General features: G+C 73.2%; 10 protein-coding genes. 8 read left to right on the top strand and 2 right to left on the bottom strand.

The window, feature by feature from the left end; all coding sequences use genetic code 11:
- Positions 1-102: 102 nt before the first annotated feature.
- Complete coding sequence (locus BLU79_RS32540) at positions 103-810, bottom strand: FadR/GntR family transcriptional regulator (RefSeq protein WP_093909552.1); 708 nt, start codon at positions 808-810, stop codon at positions 103-105.
- Between the two features lie 197 nt (positions 811-1,007).
- On the opposite strand from BLU79_RS32540, the gene BLU79_RS32535 reads away from it, so the two are divergent.
- The 7 genes from BLU79_RS32535 to BLU79_RS32505 all read left to right on the top strand — a co-directional run bounded on the left by BLU79_RS32535 (position 1,008) and on the right by BLU79_RS32505 (position 14,246).
- Positions 1,008-2,375, top strand: coding sequence for an SLC13 family permease (locus tag BLU79_RS32535; RefSeq protein ID WP_093909551.1), 1,368 nt, complete (start codon positions 1,008-1,010; stop codon positions 2,373-2,375).
- A gap of 50 nt (positions 2,376-2,425) precedes the next feature.
- On the top strand, positions 2,426-3,883 hold the full coding sequence (locus BLU79_RS32530; RefSeq protein WP_093909550.1) for an acyl-CoA synthetase: 1,458 nt from the start codon (positions 2,426-2,428) through the stop codon (positions 3,881-3,883).
- Positions 3,876-5,225: a carboxyl transferase domain-containing protein gene (locus tag BLU79_RS32525; RefSeq protein WP_093909549.1), complete on the top strand. Its 1,350-nt coding sequence runs from the start codon at positions 3,876-3,878 to the stop codon at positions 5,223-5,225. The genes BLU79_RS32530 and BLU79_RS32525 overlap by 8 nt, the downstream gene beginning before the upstream one ends.
- An 84-nt stretch (positions 5,226-5,309) precedes the next feature.
- On the top strand, positions 5,310-7,202 hold the full coding sequence (locus BLU79_RS32520; RefSeq protein WP_093909548.1) for a VMAP-C domain-containing protein: 1,893 nt from the start codon (positions 5,310-5,312) through the stop codon (positions 7,200-7,202).
- A 58-nt stretch (positions 7,203-7,260) separates the two neighbouring features.
- The gene (locus tag BLU79_RS32515) at positions 7,261-8,292 is read left to right on the top strand and encodes an AAA family ATPase (RefSeq protein ID WP_093909547.1); all 1,032 of its coding nucleotides are present in this window, start codon (positions 7,261-7,263) and stop codon (positions 8,290-8,292) included.
- Positions 8,282-12,958, top strand: a complete 4,677-nt coding sequence (locus tag BLU79_RS49785; RefSeq protein ID WP_093909546.1) for an SAV_2336 N-terminal domain-related protein — start codon at positions 8,282-8,284, stop codon at positions 12,956-12,958. The genes BLU79_RS32515 and BLU79_RS49785 overlap by 11 nt, the downstream gene beginning before the upstream one ends.
- Before the next feature lie 211 nt (positions 12,959-13,169).
- A complete protein-coding gene (locus BLU79_RS32505; protein ID WP_093909545.1) occupies positions 13,170-14,246 on the top strand; it encodes a rod shape-determining protein in 1,077 nt (358 codons plus the stop codon).
- Between the two features lie 331 nt (positions 14,247-14,577).
- Here the strand turns inward: BLU79_RS32505 and BLU79_RS32500 are convergent, their stop codons facing one another.
- On the bottom strand, positions 14,578-15,471 hold the full coding sequence (locus BLU79_RS32500; protein ID WP_093909544.1) for a DUF6424 family protein: 894 nt from the start codon (positions 15,469-15,471) through the stop codon (positions 14,578-14,580).
- Positions 15,472-15,624: 153 nt separating this feature from the next.
- Between BLU79_RS32500 and BLU79_RS32495 the strand changes: the two genes are divergently transcribed.
- Positions 15,625-15,921, top strand: a complete 297-nt coding sequence (locus tag BLU79_RS32495; protein ID WP_093909584.1) for a DUF1876 domain-containing protein — start codon at positions 15,625-15,627, stop codon at positions 15,919-15,921.
- The last annotated feature ends 13 nt before the right edge of the window (positions 15,922-15,934 follow it).

Raw genomic sequence — 15,934 nt, 5'->3', positions numbered from 1 at the left:
GCGGCGGTGTAAAAGCCTGATTGCCTTTACGTGCCCACGCCAAGGAGATGAAGGGAATCGGGTGACCGAGTGTGAGAGCACCGGGCAATGCGGAACCGGTGGCTAGCGTTCTCCGTCCGGCTCCCAGTCCAGCAAGCGCACCTTCGCGACCGTACGGACATGGCGGCGCATGGCGGCGGCGGCCGCTCCCGGCCTGCCCTCGGCGATCGCGTCGAGGATGGCCTGGTGCTGGGCGAGGGAGCGGGCCGGGCGGTGGGGCTGGCGGAGGGACTCGGTGCGGCTCTCGGCGATCTGGTCGGCGATGGAGCGCATGAACTCGGCGAGGATGCTGCTGTGCGCGGCGGCGGTGACCGCGGCGTGGAAGAGGCGGTCGCCCTCCACGCCGTGGCGGTTGTCGTCGATCTCCTTCGCCATGTGCGCGAGCGCCGACCGCATCGCCGCGAGGTCCTCCTCCGTGCGGCGCTCGGCGGCCAGTTCGGCGAGTTTGGTCTCCAGGGCCTCGCGCGCCTCCAGCACGTCGGGCAGGCGTCGGCGGCGCTCGACCATCCGCTCCACCGGCTCCACGTCGAGGCTGTCCCGGACGAGGTACGTGCCGCCCCCGTGCCGCACCTCCACCAGGCCCTGCACCTCCAGGACCACGATCGCCTGCTTCACGGAGGCCCGGCTGACCCCCAGCCGCTGGGCCAGGTCGCGCTCGGTCGGGAGCCGGTCCCCGGCACCGAGGCCGCCCTCGGCGACATAGGCGCGCAGCCGGTCGAGCACCTGCTCGTAGAGGCGCTGCTTGCTCATGGGGCGCAGGGCGTCGGTCACGGGGTCCCCCTCTCGCCGGGAGCGTAACACCGGGGTGGCGGGTGGCCGAGTGGCTCAGCCAATTCATGCGCGACCCCTTGACGTCCCCGTCCCGCGCGCCCACGCTAACCAGCCATCACCCGGAAGTGGCTCAGCCACTCGGCCACTGACGGGCGTGCAGCCCCCAACCGCTCCGGGACCCAAAGACGGGAGCCCGTATGTCCCCCGAGCTCATCTCGATCCTCGTCCTCGTCGTGGTGTTCGTCATCGCCACCACCCGCTCGATCAACATGGGCGCGCTCGCCTTCGCCGCCGCCTTCGGGGTCGGCACCCTCGTCGCCGACCTGGACGCGGACGGCATCTTCGCCGGATTCCCGGGCGATCTGTTCGTCGTCCTCGTCGGCGTCACGTACCTCTTCGCGATCGCCCGCGCCAACGGCACCACCGACTGGCTGGTGCACGCCGCGATCCGGCTCGTCCGGGGCCGGGTGGCGCTCATCCCATGGGTGATGTTCGCCCTCACCGGCGCGCTCACCGCGATCGGGGCGGTCAGTCCGGCCGCCGTGGCGATCGTCGCGCCGGTCGCGCTGAGCTTCGCCGCCCGCTACGGGATCAGCCCGCTGCTGATGGGCGCGATGGTCGTGCACGGCGCGCAGGGCGGCGGCTTCTCCCCGATCAGCATCTACGGGTCGATCGTCAACGGCATCGTCGAGCGGGAGAAGCTGCCGGGGAACGAGGTCGCGCTGTTCCTGGCGTCCCTCGTCGTCAACCTCGTCATCGCCGGGGTGGTGTTCGTCGTGTGCGGAGGGCTCGGGCTGTGGCGCCAGGGCTCGGTGACAGACGGCGAGGGAAGCGCCCCAAAGGGGCGCGGGGAACTGCGCGACCAGCCACGATGGCACCGCACCGAACAGACGACAGATCCCGGCACTTCCAGCGGAGCAACTGTCACCCGCCCCGCCCCCACCGCCACTGACCTCTCAACCACCCGCCTCACCCCCGCCCGCATCGCCACCCTCACCTCCCTCGTCGCCCTCGTCATCGCCGTCCTCGCCTTCGACCTGGACGCCGGGCTGTCCGCGATCACCCTCGCCGTCTTCCTCAGCACCGCCTGGCCGGAGGACAGCAAGAAGGCGGTCGGCGAGATCGCCTGGCCCACCGTGCTGCTGATCTGCGGTGTGCTGACGTACGTCGGCGTCCTGGACGAGATGGGCACCATCACCTGGGCCGGCGAGGGCGTCGGCGGCATCGGCGTACCGCTGCTGGCGGCGGTGCTGCTCTGCTACATCGGCGCGATCGTGTCGGCGTTCGCCTCGTCGGTCGGCATCATGGGCGCGCTCATCCCGCTCGCCGTTCCCTTCCTGGCGCAGGGCGAGATCGGGGCGGTCGGCATGGTGGCGGCGCTCGCGGTGTCGGCGACCGTCGTGGACGTGAGCCCCTTCTCGACGAACGGCGCGCTGGTGCTGGCCGCGGCACCGGACGTCGACCGCGAGCGTTTCTTCCGGCAGCTGATGATGTACGGAGGGATCGTGGTGGCGGTGGTGCCCGCGGTGGTGTGGCTGGTGATGGTCGTGCCGGGCTGGGGGTAGACCGGCAGACGTACAACGACCTCTATGACAACAGTTAAGGAGTACGACGCGTGTCCTCTCTCTTCCCGGCCCTGACGGGTGCTCCGGCCGGACGTCCCGCCCTGCGGTTCGGCGACCGCTCCCTGACGTACGGCGAGCTCGGCGCCGCCTCCGGCGCCCTCGCGGCGCGGATCGGCGGGGCGGGCAGAGTGGCCGTCTGGGCGACCCCGGCGCTGGAGACGGCCGTGGCGGTGGTGGCGGCGCTTCAGGCCGGTGTCGCCGCCGTGCCGCTCAACCCGAAGTCCGGGGAGAAGGAGCTCGGGCACATCCTGTCCGACAGTGCGCCGTCGGTGGTGCTGGCCGCGGCGGGGGACGAACTGCCGTCCGCCCTGGGCGACTTGGAGCGCATCGACGTCGATGCCGATGTCGACGTGCGTGCCGCCGAACCGCTCCCCGACCCGCAGGTGTCCGACGAGGACCCCGCCCTCGTCGTCTACACCTCCGGCACCACCGGACCGCCCAAGGGCGCCGTCATCCCGCGCCGGGCGATCGCCACCACCCTGGACGCGCTCGCCGACGCCTGGCAGTGGACCGCCGACGACGTCCTGGTCCACGGCCTGCCCCTGTTCCACGTACACGGCCTGGTCCTCGGCATCCTGGGCCCGCTGCGCCGCGGCGGATCCGTACGCCACCTCGGCAGGTTCAGCACGGAGGGCGTCGCGCGTGAGCTGACCGACGGCGCGACCATGCTGTTCGGCGTACCGACGATGTACCACCGCATCGCCCAAGCCCTCGCCGAGGAGCCAAAGTTGGCGAAGGCCCTGGGCCGGGCCCGCCTCCTGGTCTCGGGCTCGGCCGCGCTCCCGGTGCACGACCACGAACGCATCACCGCCGCGACGGGACAACACGTCATCGAGCGGTACGGCATGACGGAGACGCTGATGAACACGAGCGTCCGCGCGGACGGCGAGGCCAGGGCCGGGACGGTCGGTGTGCCGCTGCCGGGCGTGGAGCTGCGGCTCGTCGAGGAGGACGGGACGCCGATCGCGTCGTACGACGGCGAGACGGTGGGCGAGATCCAGGTGCGCGGCCCGAACCTGTTCACGGAGTATCTGAACCGCCCCGACGCGACGACCGCGGCCTTCACGCCGGACGGCTGGTTCCGCACCGGTGACATGGCGGTGCGGGATCCCGACGGGTACGTCCGCATCGTCGGCCGCAAGGCCACCGACCTGATCAAGAGCGGGGGGTACAAGATCGGGGCGGGCGAGATCGAGAACGCGCTCCTCGAACACCCCGGGGTGCGGGAGGCGGCCGTCACCGGGGAGCCGGACGCGGACCTGGGCGAGCGGATCGTGGCGTGGGTGGTGCCGGAGGATCCCCAATCCCCGCCCGCCGCAGAGGAGTTGGCGGACCATGTGGCCCGCCGCCTGGCCCCCCACAAGCGCCCCCGCGTCGTCCACTACCTCTCCGCCCTCCCCCGCAACGACATGGGGAAGATCATGAAGCGGGCGCTGCGCCATGACTGAGCGGCGTCTGTCGGCACGGGAGGTCGTCGCACTGGTCGCCGACGACTCCACCTTCGCCGAACTCCCCCACCCGGCACGGGAGTCCGGTCCGGACGGCCCGCTCGCCTGGCAGGGCTACGACGCCTCGCGCGCGCGTGCCGCCGAGCGCACCGGCGAGCAGGAGTCGGTCGTCTGCGGCACCGCGAGCGTGGCGGGCACGCGGGCGGTGCTCCTGGCGTTCGAGTTCGGCTTCCTGGGCGGCTCGCTCGGCGAACGCACCGGGGACCGGCTGGAGGCGGCGTACGCGTACGCCCGCGCCCACCGCCTCCCGGTCGTCCCGCTGGTCGCGACAGGCGGCAGCCGGATGCAGGAGGGCATGCTCGCCCTCACCCAACTCCAGCGCGTGGCACGGCAGTCCGCCCTGACCCGGGAGGCGGGCCTCCCTCAGATCGCCGTCCTCCGGGACCCGACGACGGGCGGCGGCTGGGCGACCCTGGGCGCGGGCGCCGACGTGATCCTCGCCCTGCCCGGCGCCCAGGTCGGCTTCGCGGGCTCCCGGGTGCGGCCGGCGGACGCGGACCCGGCGGCGTACACGGCGGAGGCGCAGGTGGCGGCGGGGGCGGTGGACGCGGTCGTAGCGCCTGAGGAACTGAGGGAGGCGCTGGGCCACTGGCTGGGGCTGTTGATGGGAAGGCCGGCCCAGGAGGCACCCCTCCCTTCCGCGCTTCCGGGCACGCAGGACCAGCTGCCCGCCACCGGCTGGGAGGCGGTCCTACGCGCCCGCGCACCGCAACGCCCGTGCGCCGAGCGCTACTTGGACTCCTACTTCACCCACCGCGTGACGATCAGCGGCGACCGCAGCGGCGGCGCCGACCCCGAGGGCATGCTGTGCGGCTTCGGTGAGCATGAGGGCCGTACCGTCGCATACGCCGCGCAGACCGGGACCGCGACCCGCCCGGCGGGCTTCCGTACCGCCGCCCGGCTGATCCGCCTCGCGGACAGGCTCGATATCCCGGTGCTGACCCTGGTGGACACCCCCGGCGCCGCCAACGACGCGGAGGCGGAACGGCAGGGCGTCGGCGCCGCGATCGCGGACCTGTTCGGCGCGGTGGCCGCCGCCCGCGTGCCGATCACCACGCTGCTGATCGGCGAGGGCGGCTCGGGCGGGGCGCTGGCGTTGGCGGCGCCGGGCAACACGTGGGCCACGCCGGACAGCTACTTCTCGGTCATCGCACCGGAGTTGGCGGCTGCGATCCTGAAGCGGACGCCGCAGGAGGTCGAGAAGACGGCCGAGCAACTCCGCATCCGGCCACAGGACTTGGTGGAGCTGGGGGTGCTTCGCGGAGTCGTGAGGAGAGAGTGAAGGGGGTGGCCGGAAACCGGGACAGCCTCGGCGGCCGTCCGGGACAATGGTCGTGATCGACGGACCGCAGGTGACGGGGGCGTCATGACAGGCCTGAAGGGTGCCGAGTGGCACGCCCGCATCGAATGCGGGGGCACGGTGTCCGGCGCGGGCTTCCTGGTGACCCCTGACAAGGTGCTGACCTGTGCGCATGTCATCGAGAACAGCGACCTGGCCCCGGTGACCGTGACCTTCCCGCAGCGCCCCGGGGACGCTCCCGTCGCCGCCCGGGTCGTCGCGCACGGCGGCTGGGACGGCCGTGTCTCCGAGCTGGGGGACCTGGCCGTACTGGAACTGGACCGCGAGGTGCCGATCACCCCGGCGCCGCTCGCCCCGGCCGACGTCGCGCACGGCGACCGCAGGCTCATGGCCTACGGGTTCCCCGCCGGGTACGACGACGGCACGATCGCCGAGTTCCGTGCCGTGACCGAGCTGTTGATCGGCGGCGAGTGGATCCAGCTGGAGGCCTGGAGTGGACAGGGCCAGCCGCTTGCCGTCGGTTTCAGCGGCGCCGCGGTCACCCTGGTCGACACCGGTCAGGTCGTCGGCATGGTCACGGCAGCGGCCGGCGCCCGCGCCTTACGCATCGGCCGGATGATGCCGACGCATGTGCTGGCCCGCTACTGGTCCGGCCTGAGCGACCTCGTGCCGGTCGTGGGGGCCGGGCATGTGCCGGGGGCGTCGGTCGCCGGGGCCGGGTACGTGCGGGGGACGGCGGCTTCGGGATCCGGACGGGCCCGCGCCACGCCCACGCAACGCCCACCGCTCCACGGAACGCACGCTCCGCTTCCGGCGCACTTCCTCGCGACGCCGCCGGGATCCGCGTACCCCCCTGGGACCCCCACCCCGAACCTCGTCCATCCCGGCCATCCCGGCCATCCCGGCCACCCCGACGGCCCCCGGCTTCGCGCACTCGTCGAGAAGGCCGCGCGGGCCGGCCTCGACTGTGACCCCGTGCGGCTCTACGCCGCCGCGGCCGGGCCGTTCGATCCGGATCCGCCCGCCGAGGGCTTCGGATCCCTGTGGTCGGCGGCGTGGTTCGTGCTGTGCGACGTGGACGACCCGGCCACCGTGACACGGTTCGTCGATCGCCTCGACGCGCTGCTCAACGCCCCGCCTCAGGCCGAGACCGGCGCCATCCTCGTCGAGCTGGGCCACAGCGGCGCCGGAGACGACCTGGTGCGGGTCGAGGTGTCGGCGTACAGCGCGGGGCGCCGGCATCCGGTCCCCGCGCAGACGGTGCCGCGGTCCCGGCTGCGTGCGTGTGTCCAGGACCGTATCGAGGACGCCTTCTGTCATCTGACGCCCGGCGCGGACGAGTTGATCGCCTTCGCGCTGCCCCGTGACTGGCTCGACTGGCCGGTCGACCGCTGGGAGAAGGGCCCCGACGACGACACCCCGCTCGGCTGCGTGCACCCGGTGGTGGTCACCGACCACGCCCGCCGCAGAAGCAGCACCCGGCACGTCCTCACCAGCGCCTGGCAGCGCCTGGACACCCGCACCGGCGCCGGTGTGCACCGCGTCACGTGCGGCGGCGTCGAGGACCACAGGAAGCTCCGGCTGGCCCTGCTGCAGTCCGAGGTCTGCCTGGCGGGGTTCGGGGCGACGTCCCGTGCGGCCCGCACCCGACCGCACTTCGAGACGTCGATCACCGCACCGGCGCCGGTGATCGTGTGGTCCCGGCAGGGCTGCGACCCGGGGGAGGCGGAGTGCGCGGGCAGCTCCGATTGCCCCGGTACGGCGTTCCTGGACGCCCTGGACGACCTCGTCTGCCGGGTACCGCCCGCCCAACTCCCCCGCCGGGTGCTGAGCCTGCGCCAGCGGGCCGAAGCCGAGGACGACCACTGGGCGCGGGACATCCAGCTCCTGTGGGACGACCCACGCCGCTTCACCGACCCGCACACCGCCGCCGTACACACCAGGTCACCCGTCGCCTGATCCGGCCGCCCGCCGGGACCGCAGACCGCCAACGGAGAGCAACCGGAGAGAGCGCACCATGTCCAACTGGTCCGTCTACACCGGCACCGACGAGCCGCACGACGGCATCGCCGAACTGCCCGCCCCGCCGCCCTGGCGGGCGTTCGACGGCGGCCCCGCGCTGCCGCGGCCCGGCGACGGCGACGACGCGTCGGCGGTCTCGCCGGACCGTGTGCACCGGGCGAGGACCTACGTCCCGACGCCGGAGAGCGTGCAGCTGGTCAACGCCGCGCTGTGTCTGCGCCGCCCGCTGCTGGTCACCGGCCCGCCCGGCACGGGCAAGTCGTCCCTCGCCTACGCCGTGGCCCGCGAGCTGAGCCTGGGCCCCGTCCTGCGCTGGAACATCACCAGCCGCAGCACCCTCGCCGACGGCCTCTACCAGTACGACCCCCTGTCCCGCCTGTACGCGGGCCGGAAGGAACCCGGCACCGGCCCGGGCGGCCCCGGCCCCACCCCGGACGGCGTCGAGGACCACCTGCGGCTGGGCCCGCTGGGCACGGCCCTCCTCCCCTACGACCGCCCGCGCGCCCTCCTCGTCGACGAGATCGACAAGAGCGACCTCGACCTGCCGAACGACCTGCTGAACATCCTGGAGGAGGGCCAGTACGAGATCCCCGAACTGGTCCGCGCGGCCCGCCACTCCACCGACGGCAAGGCCCGGGTCCTCGCCGACGGGACGGACACTCCGGTGCCCGTCGTCCGGGGCCGGGTCCGCTGCCGCGCCTTCCCCTTCGTCGTGCTGACCAGCAACGGCGAACGCGAGTTCCCGCCCGCCTTCCTGCGCCGCTGCGTCCGCCTGCGCCTGCTCCGCCCCGACCGCACCCAGCTCACGGACATCGTCCGCGCCCACCTCGGCGAGCCCGACGCTCGGGCGGAGAGCCTGATCACCGAGTTCCTGACCCGCGCCGGCACCGGCGAACTGGCCACGGACCAACTCCTCAACGCCATCTACCTCACGGGCATCGCAGGCCTCCAAGCCGACTCCCGCGAGCAGCTGGCCGAGCGGTTGATGCCGTATCTGAGCTCGGCGGCTGACGGCGATGGATTCTGAGGGGACGACCGCAGGGTCCGCCGTTGCGCGGCTCGCCGCCGTGCTGAGCTCCGTCAAGGGTGCGGACCCGTCCACGGAGGACGCCGCCACACCTCGCGAGCTTGCCGAACTCCTCTGGTTTGCAGCGCAGTTGATCCCGGAAGGGCAGGAGAGGCAGGAGGAGCCGACAGCCTCCGGTCAAGCCGCTCCTGCCGGGCATGCCCGGCAAGGCAGCACCGACACGCCTCCCACCCCCACCGCCGTCCCACCCCGACCCGATCCCCCTCACCCGAACCCCCACCAGCCCTCGACCCCACCCCCTGACACCCGCATCCCCCTCCACCTCCCGGAGCCCCCGCACCCCGACGCGCCGACCGGCCCGGGTCGCGGCACCCCGCTGCTCGCCCCCGCGCCCCCGATGCTCCCCCGCCCCCTCGCCCTGCAACGCGCCCTGCGCCCCCTCAAGCGCAAGGTCCCCGCCCCCCGCGCCCGGCTCCTCGACGAGCACGCCACCGCCGACCGGATCGCCCGGCTCGGTGCCCACCCGAACGTCTGGTTCCCGGTGCTGCGCCCGGCCCCCGACCGCTGGCTGCGCCTCAACCTCGTGTACGACGCGGGCCCCACGATGCCCGTCTGGCGCCCGCTGGTGCGCGAACTGCACACCGTGCTCGCCCAGTCCGGCATCTTCCGCACGGTCACCGCGCACCGGGCCACCCCGGACGGCCGCGCCCTTCACGTCCCCGCGCTCGCCGACGGCCGCACGGTCACCCTGGTCGTCAGCGACTGCATGGGCCCGCAATGGCGCCCCGGCCCGGCGGGCGACCGCTGGTACCGCGCCCTGCGCCGCTGGGCGTCGCGCATGCCTCTGGCCGTCGTCCAGCCGCTGCCCGAACACCTCTGGCCCACCACGGCCCTGCCCGCCGCCCCGGGCCTGCTCACCGCCCCGACCTCGGCGGCACCGTCGGCCGCGCTCACCTTCACGCCGTACGACGCACACGACCCGCACACCCCCCACGAGGGTGCCGTCCCCCTCCCCGTCCTGGAACCGGCCCCCACCTGGCTCGCCAACTGGGCCGCCCTGATCGCCGCGCCGGGCGGCGGCCACGCACCCGGCGCCCTGGCCTGGCTGCCTCCCGCGCCGCTCCCGCCCGCCGAACCCGCCCCCGGCGTCTCCTCGTTGCCGGCCCAGGACCTGGTGCTGCGCTTCCGGGCGACCGCGTCCCCGGAGGCGTTCCGCATCGCCGGCCATCTCGCCCTGGCGAACCCGTCCCTGCCGGTGATGCGGCTGGTCCAGCGCGCCCTGGACCGCAGCCCCCGCCCCCAGCACCTGGCCGAGATCATCCTCAGCGGCATGCTGACGGCGCTTGAGGGACCGCCGGGATCGTACGAGTTCCGGCCGGGCGTACGGGAGTTGCTGCTGCGTTCCCTGCCGCGTACGGCGCGGGCGCGGACCCGGGAGTTCCTGGCCCGGGTGGGCGGGTTGATCGACGAGCGGGCGGGGCTCGCGGCGGGTGAGTTCCGGGCCGAGGTGCGCCGGGAGGCGGGGGGCGACGGGGGTACGGGGCCGGCGTTCGCGACGGTCAGTGCGGAGACCATAAGGCGGCTGGGCGGAGAGCCGGCGGAGGAGCTGGTCGGCGGGCGGTATCGGCTGCTGGGGCAGCGGGGGCCGAACGACCGGATGTGGGCTGCCGTCGACGTACGCACCGACCGGCCCGTGGTCGTCCACCTCTACCCGCCCCAGCGGGCTCCGCAAGAGCGGTTCCGGCGGGAGGCGCGGGTGCTGGCGGAGCTGCGGCATCCGAATGTGGTGCGCGTGCTGGACCACGGCGTGGAGGACGAACGTCCGTATCTGGTCGCCGAGTTCGTGGACGGCGTCACCGTCGCCGAACTGCAGAACGGCAGCGGTCCAGGGGTCTCCTTCAGGGTGCACGCCCGGCTCGCGTCGGATGTCGTACCCGCGTTGGAGGCCCTGCACGAGCGCGGTCTGGTGCGTGGGCAGAGCGGCTGGGACGGTCTGCTGCTGCGCCCGGACGGCTCGGTGGTGATCAGCAGGTTCGCGCTGGGTGAGCAGTCGGAGGGGCGCGACGGGAGGTCGGACCTCGTCCGGTTCGGGTCGCTGCTCAAGGAGTTGGCCGCGCACAGCCCGGTCAGCCTGGGGTTCCAGCGGATGCAGGCGGAACTGGCCTGGGACAAGGACCCGGTCGACGCCATACGGAGGCTGCCGCGCTCGATCGCCCTCGGTTGGGCGCAGGGCGGGATCGACGCGGACCGGCTGCGCGTCACCATGCTCGGCCCGTTGGACATCAGCTGCCTGGGCCGACTCGTCACGCTCCCCTCCCCGCGGGCCCAGGCCCTGCTGTGCATGCTCCTCCTGCGACCGGGCCGCCGTGTCGGCCACGCCGAACTGGCCGCGGGCCTGTGGGAGGAGCCTCTGCCGAGAACGGAGGCGCTACACCGCCTCGCCCGGGTGGCGGGGGAGATCCACGCGTGCCTCGGCCCCGGCACCCTCGCCGAACTCTCCGACGGCTACGCCGTCCATGTGCCGGACGACTACATCGACGTACACCACTGCGAGGAACTCCTCGCCGACCGCACCGACGACATGGACCCGCAGCTCCAGCGCGCCCTGGTCCGGGACGCCTTGGGCCTCTTCTACGGCGACCCGCTGGACGGCCTCCCGGGTCCCGCCGCGACGGCCACCCGGGACCGGCTGCGCGCCCTCCGCCTCGACCTGCGCACCCTCCTCGCACAACTCGACCTGAAACTCGGCACCTTCAGGCAGGCCGCGGCCGACCTCGCCGACCTGGTCCGGGAGCACCCGGACCGGGAGGACCTGCGCCGACTGCACGTCATGGCGCTGAAGAACCTCGGCCGGCTCTCCGAGGCCATCAAGTCGTACGAGACCTATGCGGAACTCCGGCAGCTACGGCCCGGCGATCCCGTGGACCCCGCCCTCCAGGAGCTCTACCACGAACTGCGCACCGCCCCACGCCTGACCATCGGCCTGGAGATCGACGGCCGGGGCACACACCCGGAGGCCCACCACGCCCTCGGCCGAGCCACGGACCGGGTTCTGAAGGCGGCCCAATTGCGCCCGCACCAGTTCGAGGTGCTGGCCCGCGACAACGGCTACGTCGTCCTCACCGAGCCCGACGCCGCCGCCCACGGACTGGTGAGCGGAGCGCTTCTCCATCTCCCTGTCGTGCTCGCCGAGTTGGACGACCCGCCGAGGTTCCGGGTGACGTTCTGGCACACCCCGTTCGCCGGCGCGGACGAGTCCGCCGTCCCGTCCGACGTACGGGCCGCCCTGGAGACCGTCGCCGCGGACATCACGGTCGTCGTCTCCCCCGAGCTGCACGCGGAGCTCGCCGGTTCGGCGTTCCTGCCGTTGCACGGCGACACACCGGGCTCGGCGCCCCTCGCGTGGTACTGCCCCCTGTCCCGGCGGGCCGCCGAGCCGGACGTCACACCCCGTGACCTGGTACGCGGCCCCTTCACCACTCCCGACCTGTCCCTGCTCGCCTCCGATGCCGGCCGCACGGCGATCGTCCACACCCAGCCCGACGGCCCCCTCACCCTCCTCGACCCGGCCCGCCCCCGGGACAGGCGCCGCCCGCTGTACGCCACGTACTACGAGGTCGACCTCACCACCCACCGAGCGACCTGCCAGGACGTCCTCCCGAGTTCCGGAGGCGGTGCCTTCGCCGCCTCCGTCAAGTTCGCCTGGCAGGTGGCGGACCCGGTCGCCTACGTCCTCGGTGAGCCCACGCACATCGCGGACGCCCTGCTCGACCACGTCCTCTCCGAGGCCTCCCGGGTCACCCGCCGCTACCCCCTGCGCCGGGCCCGCGCCGCCCAGCGGGCCGTGGAGGTCAGGTTGGGCAGATGGCCGGTGCCGGGGCTCTCGGTGACGTGTTCGGTGCGCCTGGCAGCCGGGGCACAGCCGAACCCGGCCCCACCCGGGCCGTCCTCCGGCACACCGTCGCCCCTGGCCGACCTGCTCCGGAGCGCCGACGCCGTCATCCTCGGCTTCGACGGCACGCTCACCCGGCTGTTCGGGCCGGACGAGGCGCACGAGTTGGTACGGGACCTCGCCCGCCACGTCGGCGAGAACCGGCACCCGGACGACACCCTCGCGGAACAGCCGCTGCTGCCGGGGGCGGGACCCGTCCGCGCGGAGGACGGCGTCACGCCCATCGCACTGCTCCGCACGCTCGCCGGGCACCCGGCCGCGGACGCGGTACGCACCGAGCTCAACCGCAAGGAGACCTGGGCCGCCCGGACCGTCCGGCCCACGCCGTTCTCGGACGAGCTGGTCCACACCCTGTACAGCCGTGGCATGGGCCTCGCCGTCGTCACCGACCACGCCGCGTCCGCGGCCGAGACCTTCCTGGACCTCCATGGCCTCACCCCCTGCCTCCTGGGGGGCGTACACGGCCGCTCCTCCCACCTCACCCGCCTGATGCCGCACCCCGGCGTCCTGCTCCGTGCCGTCGAGCGACTCGGCGCCTCCCGCTCCCGCTGTGTGCTGATCGGCTCCACCCTCGACGAACAGTCCGCGGCCCACGCCGCCGGCATGCGCTTCATCGGCCACGCCCGTACCGAAGAGGCACGCCGGCGATTCGATGCGGCGGATCTCACCGTGCCGGGACTGCGCCCCATACTCGAAGCCGCCCACTCCCTGTGACCCGACACGCCGCCTGACGCCCTTTCAGAATCAAATCCCCCCATTCAGCGGCACCCCGCCCGGCCCCCTCCAAAAGGCGCCCCCTCCCGGCCGCGAGCACGATCGATGCCAAGGAGGCCGGCCACCCGCCGACCACACGACCCCGACCACCTCAAGCGAGGCCCGCCACCCACCCGGCGGACCCATGGTCTGCGTTCTCGGGAGGACCCTCATGATCGCCACGCTGGAGCAGTTGCGCCGCTGCCACTTCGCCGTCGACCTGGGGGCGGCCAGAACCCGCGTCTTCGTGAAGGGCTCCGGACTCGTCGTCGACCAGCCCTCCGCTGCCGCCGTCAACACCCGCACCGGCGCGCTCATCGCGGTCGGCGAGTTCGCGGAGAAGATGACCGGTCGCACCCCGCACTACATCCGCGTCGTACGGCCCGTCTCCGGCGGGACCGTCGTCGACATCGAGATGGCCCAGCGGATGCTGCGGCATCTGCTCGGCGACAAGATGCGCCGTACGCTGCGCCGCAAGCCGTTCCTGCGTGCCGCGGCCTGCACCCCGCACGACGCCGACCCACTGGCCCAGCGCGCCGCGATAGAGACCCTCGTCGGGCTCGGTGCGCGCCGCGTCGAACTCGTCGACACCCTCATCGCGGCCGCCGTGGGGTGCGGACTGCCCGTGGAGCAGCCCGAGGCCAGCATGATCATGGTGTGCGGGGCGGCGGCGACCGAGGTGGCCGTGCTCTCCATGGGCGCCATCGTCGCCGCCGAACGCGTCCGCGTCGGCGGCGAGGCCGTCGACCACGCGATCGTGCAGCACCTGCGGCACGAGCACGAGCTCATGCTGCCCAGCCAGAACGTACGACCGCTGCAGCTCGCGCTCTCCGGCAACGGACTCACACCGCACGGGCCGACCTCCACCGAGATCCACGGCCGCGACATCTGCACCGGCCTCGCCCGCAGCGTCCGGGTCGACACCGCCGCCGTACGGGACGCCATCCAGACCCCGCTCACCGCCGTCCTCGACAGCATCGGCAAGGTGCTGCGCGGCTGCCCGCCCGACCTGGTCGCCGACCTCGCCGACCGCGGGATCATGATGGTCGGCGGCAGTGCGCTGCTGCCCGGCTTCGACCAGATGCTGCGGCAGGCCACCGGGATGCCCGTGCACATCGCCGAGCGACCCGACGTCTGCGCGGTGCAGGGCCTCGGCACCATGCTGGAGGGCCGGGTCGAGCCGCTGGAGCTGGACACGAGCATGGCCACGGGCATGGACACGGACGCGGACGCGGACCTGGCCGACTGAGCCGCGCGCCACCGGTCCGGTAGACAGGATCAGAAGGCGGGCTCAGTACGGCGGGCTCAGCACAGCGGGATCAGTACGGCAGGATCCGCCCCGAAGGCGTGCGCCGGTCGATCTCTCCCCTGGTGTCGCGGGGAGCGGCCGGCCTACGGGTGACACGAACGCGAACATGGGTCTGGCGGTTCATGGCGCCCTCCTCGTACCTCGGTCCGTTGCGACCAGCCTTCTCTACGCAACCTTTCGGCACATCGTGCCCACGGAGGCACTTGTCATGCCTCCGTAGGAGGAGCGGATGCGTGCGAGGCTGCTCCCCGGGGAGGAGGGCGCCCCCGAGTCAGCTCGGGGTGCGGCGGCGTGCGCCGTTCGGCGAACCCCGCCGGCGCGTGCGCAGGGGCCCGGACGCGCTCTTCGCGCCCCGCGCTATCTGCTGCTCGAACGCCGCCAGCGCGATCGGGCTCTCCGGTGGCACGACGGCCATCATGTGGCGCCGCTGCGCCTCCGCGACGGCGTCCCCGGCGGCGGTGCCGTGCCGCGCGTGGACGATGCGGACGTGTCCGTCGCCGGAGCCGCGCCGGCCGACGGGGGTGACGCCGGCGTTGGTGCCGTCGGGGAGGGTCACCCAGAGCTGGAAGTCGTCGTAGCGGAAGTAGTCCGCCCCTTTGAGCGGCCAGGGGTAGTGATGCTCGCCGGCCGCCTTGGGCAGGATCCCCGAGTGGTCGCCCTTGTTGAGCGGCACGCACGCGTTGAAGAGCGAGTCGGTCCAGGCCTCGACACCGTCGGCATCCGTGATCGGCATGCTCAGCAGCTCTTGGGCACGCCGGTAGCCCAGCGCCTCCATGGCCGGGAGCGTGAGCGGAAAGGCCTCGACGAGCTCGGCCGCCTCGCGACGGAGCCGGTCGATCTTCGCGGGGTCGGCGCAGAACTGCGCGCTCCACTCGATACCGACCCGGGCCCGGTACATCCGCCAGCCGCTCTCCGACCTCACCCACAGGCTGCCGCCGTGGTGCCACTCCCAGGGCCTCGGTCCGTACGGCCTCTCCCCCGACTCGGACTCCAGTGCCGCGAGGATCTTCTTCGCCGCGTTCTTCGCGGCTCTGAAGTGCGACGACTCCTTACGTGTCGGATGCTTGACGACCTGTATCTCCCAGGGACGGACCTTCCCCTTGCGGGGTTTGCCGAGTTCGAGCTCAAGGGGTCCTTCCGGCGTTGTCACGACGTCCACAGCCATGAGCTGCCTCCTTCCGGCTCTCCTTCCATCGTCCGGCGCGGCCCCCGGCCCGTCGACCCGCGCTGGCCCCGGCACGGGAACAGGCGCACGCTCATCAGTAGGGCTCCCGACCCCGTACGGAAGTGATACGGAAGTGCTACGGAAGTGATCTCGATGGAAGACAAGAACTGGACCGTCCGGATCCACATCACCGAGGACGGCGACGACACCCGTGCCGAGGCCGTGCTGACCACTCAGAACGCGTCTCCGGACAGCTCGACCGTCACCGGGCGAGGCGTGGCCCACCGCAATCCCATCGACCGCCCCATCCCCGAGATCGGCGACGAACTCGCCGCCAGCCGCGCCCTGGAGGACCTGGCGATCAGGCTGCACGACATCGCGTCGGACGACATCGTGGAGCTGACCGGCCCGGTCGACCAGGGACGCGGCCGGGCGTGGGAGCTGCCCTAGGACCTGTTGGACA

Origin of the sequence: Streptomyces sp. cf386 (genome assembly GCF_900103585.1) — a bacterium.
Classification (GTDB): domain Bacteria; phylum Actinomycetota; class Actinomycetes; order Streptomycetales; family Streptomycetaceae; genus Streptomyces.
The sequence above is the reverse complement of the archived record's forward strand: the minus strand, read 5'-3'. Positions and strand labels throughout refer to the sequence as shown.